We start from the raw sequence: 3343 nt of genomic DNA on the forward strand, positions 1-3343 counted from the left end.
GCTCCCAGGTTCAAACGCGATGGCCGCCGTCCGTGTCGTCGGTGTCCGCATGGACGCCTGCCCCGCCCATTCCGACGCCTCCAGCTCCGGCACCTCCTCCGCCCCCGGCACCGCCGCCCCCTCGTCCACCACCCTTGTCTCCACCCTTGCCCCTTCCCCCGCCGCTGGGACGCAATGGGCCCTGGTCGGGAACGATGAGCCCCTGAGGAATGGGCTCGAGGTCGAGCGCCCGGCGGATGAAGTCGCGCAGCGACACGACCAGCCGCGCGGTGCCGACCTTGCGCCCGGTGACCAGGTGGGTCGGGTCCGCGACGAGTTCACCGGTGAATGAGCCGCCGAGCGTCTTGTATGCGGAGATGCGTGTCTTCAGCCGCTCGTTGTTCTGGTGGCTCTCTCGTTCTCGCCGTCGCTGCACGGTCTGCATCAACCCAGCGTCGCCGCGAGCCCCCGCCAGGAAGTGAAGTCGAGAGAACTCATCATCGGCGCGACGATAGCGCGTCCACCGCATAGCCGCCTTGCCGCGCTCGCGTGTGCCACCGCCGCGTCTCGCGGCGCCCCCCACCTTTCAGCATGGCCCGCTTCAGACATGTCCGGACATGTCCCGGACATGTCCGGACGACGTTCAGGGAAGGCGTGGGCCGTGTCGAGGGTGGCGCAGTGGCGCGCTCGGAAACAGCGCGGCGCACGTGAGCCCCACGCTTCTGACGTACCGGGACACCGTCCGCGGTGTTCCTCCCTGGCACTCGCCTTGCTCAAGGGCCGCCCGACTGCGTTCCGCAGTCTGACGTCTCTCCGAGGTGCCCCCGAATGAGCCCTAGAAAAAAGCCGCTCGCGTCCCCCGTCGTCTTCCCTCGGCATGTCCGCAGCGCCGGGTTTGGTGCCCTCTTCATGGGCCTCGTCGCGCTGAGCACCAGCTGCGGCGAAGCAGAAAACGTAAGCGAGGAGGTGGCGCGCTCCGCTCCCGCGGGGCAGCCCCTCGATGTGCCGGACTCCCCGCTGAAACCGCGCCTCGCCGCCTTGAAGGACTCGGGCCTGGACCTGCCCGAGCACGCGCGGGTGGAGCGTATGGTGGTGAAGTTCCACGAGGGCACCCGCGTGCGCCTTCGGGGCAACAGCCTCACCGCGCTGTCCACCGAGCGCGATGCGTCCGAGCGCCGACTGCTCGCCGGTCGAGGCCTGAGTCAGCACCGGCTGGAGTTGGACATGAAAGCCGCCCAGGAGCTGCTGGAGCGAGCCCCGCGCGCCAGCGGGCTGGCCCGGCTGTTCCAGGAGGACGAAGCCCTGCTGGAGACCCGCAAGCGCCAGGGCGAGACGGCCAGCGGGCGGCAGCTCGCGGACCTCAACCTCTATTACGACGTGCCGCTGCGCCAGGGCACGCGCGCCGAGCACGTGAAGGCGCTGGTGGACGCCCTCAACGCCCTGGAGAGCGTGGAGGTGGCCTATGCCCAGCCCCCGGCGGAGCCGGCCATGGTGAACTTCGGGATGGATGACACGCTGCGCGGCCTGCTGGCCGCTGCCGACCTCCCGCTCGTCACTCCGCTCTTCGAAGGCAACCAGGGCTACCTGAACGCCGCGCCTGTCGGCATCGACGCCCGATACGCCTGGGGCGTGCAGGGAGCCAGGGGCGCGGGCGTGAAGGTCGTGGACATCGAGGGCGGTTGGCGCACCACCCATGAGGACCTGCCCGGCCTCTTCTACCAGGGCGGGGTGCAATACAATGACCTGAGCTGGCGCAACCACGGCACCGCCGTGCTCGGGGAAATCGTCGGAGTGCGCAACGCCTACGGCGTGACGGGCATCGCCGACCAGGCCTTGGCGGGTGTGTCCAGTATTGGCAACCAGAGCACGGCGAGCGCCATCTCCAACGCGGCCGCCGCCGCGGGCCCTGGGGGCGTCATCCTCATCGAACTGCACGCGCCAGGCCCCGCCGACAGCTCGCCCTGCACCTGCAACTTCAGCCAGTGCAACTTCATCGCCATGGAGTACTGGCAGGCCGAGTTCGACGCCGTCGCCACGGCGACCGCCAACGGCGTCACCGTGGTGGAAGCAGCGGGCAACGGCAGCGTCAACCTGGATGACGCCGTCTACGGAGGCCGCTTCAACCGGTCCCTCCGTGATTCGGGCGCCATCCTCGTGGGCGCCAGCACGGCCTTGTCGCGCGTGCCCATGTGCTGGACCAACCATGGCTCCCGCGTGGACATGCACGGCTGGGGCGAGAGCGTGGTGACGACGGGCTATGGAGACCTGTTCGGAAACAACGAAGACCAGTACTACACGGCCTCCTTCAGCGGCACCTCGAGCGCCTCGCCCATCATCACCGGCGCGGTCGCCAGCCTCCAGGGGGCGGCACAGGCCCGGGGCATCGGCCCTCTGGCTCCGCGAGACATCCGCGGCCTCCTGGCCACCACCGGCACCCCCCAGGCGCCGGACTCGCGCCACATCGGCCCCCTGCCCAACCTGCGGCAGGCGTTCCAGCAACTCGCCCCGGCCACCTGCCAGCAACTCAAGAACCTCAACCCCAGCCTGGGGGATGGCGAGTACGTGCTCTACCTCAACAGCAATACCGCCTGGCCCTGGGCGGCCTGGTGCCACGGAATGGCCGGCACCCCCACCGAGTACCTGTCGCTGAAGCACACGGGCACCTCCAACTTCTCCCAGTACACCGCGGGCGGGGCTTCTCCCGGCACCACCGTGCGCACCAACTACTCCAAGCTGCGCATCGACCCGGCCACCCTGCAGGTGAATACGGCGGACCAGACCTTCTCCACCTCCTCGGGACAACTCACCCACGGCCCCACCACGGTGAGCTCGATGCCATACGGCTCGGCCATGTCCTGCGACTGGGCCCCCGTGGGGCTGGCCAACCTGGACCTGCGCGGTACCCCCTTCGCCGTGGCGCACAGCCAGTTCCTCGTGATGGGTTGGAGCGAAGTCGGCTCGGCGACCTACAGCCCTGACGCGCGGTTGGTCGATCTGACAGGAGGCGGTTACTGCGGCTGGAATTCGCTCATCGGCAGCGACGACCCCTACAACCAGAGAGGCGGCCAACTGGCGCTGGTCTACAGCCCGTAAAAGCCTTGTCACGCATGGAGCCAGCGAGGCTGTGCATCGCTGGCTCCGATGTGCTCCAGCTTCTCCGCCGGAGTCTCCAGTCCCCCTGCACTTTTGCCGCATCAACTGGAGCGCCGCTGGCACGCCAGCGTCAGGGGGAAGCACGCTCCCAGGTTCAAACGCGATGGCCGCCGTCCGTGTCGTCGGTGTCCGCATGGACGCCTGCCCCGCCCATTCCGACGCCTCCAGCTCCGGCACCTCCTCCGCCCCCGGCACCGCCGCCCCCTCGTCC

The 3343-nt window shown here is 69.2% G+C and carries 2 protein-coding genes; one reads left to right on the forward strand and one right to left on the reverse strand.

Annotated features, from left to right (window positions below; genetic code table 11):
• Positions 1-10: 10 nt before the first annotated feature.
• Positions 11-424 carry a hypothetical protein gene (locus HV826_RS36115; RefSeq protein ID WP_255208605.1) on the reverse strand — a complete coding sequence of 138 codons (414 nt, stop codon included), beginning with the start codon at positions 422-424 and terminating at the stop codon, positions 11-13.
• 383 nt (positions 425-807) lie between these two features.
• Here HV826_RS36115 and HV826_RS36120 point away from each other — a divergent pair, with 383 nt between their 5' ends.
• Positions 808-3072, forward strand: a complete 2265-nt coding sequence (locus HV826_RS36120; RefSeq protein WP_176421541.1) for a GON domain-containing protein — start codon at positions 808-810, stop codon at positions 3070-3072.
• The last annotated feature ends 271 nt before the right edge of the window (positions 3073-3343 follow it).

Source organism: Myxococcus sp. AM010 (genome assembly GCF_013372585.1).
GTDB classification, from domain to species: domain Bacteria; phylum Myxococcota; class Myxococcia; order Myxococcales; family Myxococcaceae; genus Myxococcus; species Myxococcus vastator.